General features: G+C 67.2%; 2 protein-coding genes. Both read left to right on the top strand.

Annotated features, from left to right (window positions below):
• Positions 1-462: transposase family protein (locus VXC91_RS45930; protein ID WP_329513258.1), on the top strand; the 462-nt coding region annotated here is incomplete at its 5' end.
• Between the two features lie 265 nt (positions 463-727).
• A partial coding sequence (locus VXC91_RS45925; RefSeq protein ID WP_329513257.1) for an IS110 family transposase occupies positions 728-1,117 on the top strand: 390 nt, incomplete at its 3' end.

Raw genomic sequence — 1,117 nt, 5'->3', positions numbered from 1 at the left:
CTCGCCGACGAACAACTTCGCAAGAACCTTCGCGAAGTCGACCAGCTCCATCCCATGGTCATGTGGTGCAGTCCGGCCCAGCCCGTCAGCTGCGCGGACATCACCCACGCACGCCAGTTAGGGCTGGTCAGGCTCTTGGCCGACGGGTCCGCAGTCGAGATCCTCGCTGATGCTGGCTACCAGGGGCTGGGTGTACAGACCGGCGGACGCGTAGTGACACCACCGCACCGCAAGTTCAAGAAGAACGCCCCTGACTGGTACGAGGAAATGTACGAGCGGCAGCGCAAGGCGCATTCCTCACGCCGTATCCGCATCGAGCACGGCATTGCGCATCTCAAGAACTCGCGGGCTCTGGCCCGCCACTTCGGCCGCCGCGAGCACATGAGCGACACGGTGCAGGCCATCGCCGGCCTGCTGTCCCATCAGCAGAGCGCGGACCTGGCATCGGCTCAGCAAAGTTGAAACTGGAGCCCAAGATCGCTTCTCGCCGCCTAATGGGACCTGCCGGGTCGGTGAGACTCGGTGCCGTAGCCGCCAGCAGGTGAGCACTCATGCCGCCGGAAGCACTCGACTTCTGTGGTCAGACCGTGCCCCTGCTGGTCGGCCGGGAGGCCAGACCGCTGATGGGGTGGCGTGCCCGCCCTGGTGGCGTGAGCACTGGATCCATTAGGCCGCGCGCCGCCTTCCGCAGGCTGCAAGGAGCGAAGTACCTGACCAGGAGGACGAGTTGCTGCTGATCGGCGATGACTGGGCCGAGGACCACCATGACGTCGAGGTCCAGGACGAGACGGGCCGCAAGCTTGCCGTGGCGAGACTGCCCGAGGGCGTGGAGGGAATCGCCAGGCTGCACGAACTCCTCGCGAAGCACGGCGGTACCGGCCTGGATCCGGCCGCGGTGGTGGTGGGCATCGAGACCGACCGCGGCTCGTGGGTGCAGGCCCTGATCGCTTCCGGCTACCAGGTCTACGCGATCAACCCGAGGCAGGTCGCCCGCTTCAAGGAGCGGTACGGCACGTCCGGGGCCAAGAGCGACAAGGGCGACGCGCACGCGCTCGCGGACATGGTCCGCATCGACCGCGACCAGCTGCGGCCGGTCGCCGGGGACAGCGAGCAGGCG

Source organism: Streptomyces chiangmaiensis (genome assembly GCF_036281785.1).
Taxonomy (GTDB): domain Bacteria; phylum Actinomycetota; class Actinomycetes; order Streptomycetales; family Streptomycetaceae; genus Streptomyces; species Streptomyces chiangmaiensis.
Note: the sequence above shows the minus strand (reverse complement) of the source record. Positions and strands in the feature narration are given on the sequence as shown.